This is a genomic window from Gordonia sp. HS-NH1, assembly GCF_001418765.1.
Lineage (GTDB): Bacteria > Actinomycetota > Actinomycetes > Mycobacteriales > Mycobacteriaceae > Gordonia.
The window spans coordinates 1-343 of record NZ_LIYC01000070.1 but is presented as its reverse complement, the minus strand read 5'-3'; the positions used below and the strand labels follow the sequence as shown (position 1 = coordinate 343).

At 62.4% G+C, this 343-nt stretch carries 1 protein-coding gene; it reads right to left on the bottom strand.

Going from position 1 to position 343, the window contains the following annotated elements:
* Nucleotides 1–31: 31 nt before the first annotated feature.
* A partial coding sequence (locus AMD30_RS23605) for an integrase core domain-containing protein (RefSeq protein WP_156354402.1) occupies nucleotides 32–343 on the bottom strand: 312 nt, incomplete at its 5' end.

Below are 343 nucleotides of genomic sequence, written 5' to 3'. Positions count from 1 at the left end.
TGAACCGTCCTGGATCGGATGGAGACCTCGTTTAGGCCACCGCCATCTCGGAGGTGGCTGTCTCACGGTAGCGCCTCTCGTACTCAATGGGCGGGCAGTAGCCGATCGATGAGTGCAGCCGCTCGGTGTTGTACCAGTGCACCCAGGCGGCGGTCTCGCGCTCGACTTCTGCGCGCCCGGTCCACGATCGCTGGCGCTCGATCAGTTCGGTCTTGTACAACCCGATGGCTGATTCCATCAACGCATTGTCGAGTGCATCGCCGACCGACCCGATCGATCCGGCCAAGCCGGAGTCGCGTAATGCTTCGGTGAACGCCAGCGCTGTGTACTGACTTCCGGCATC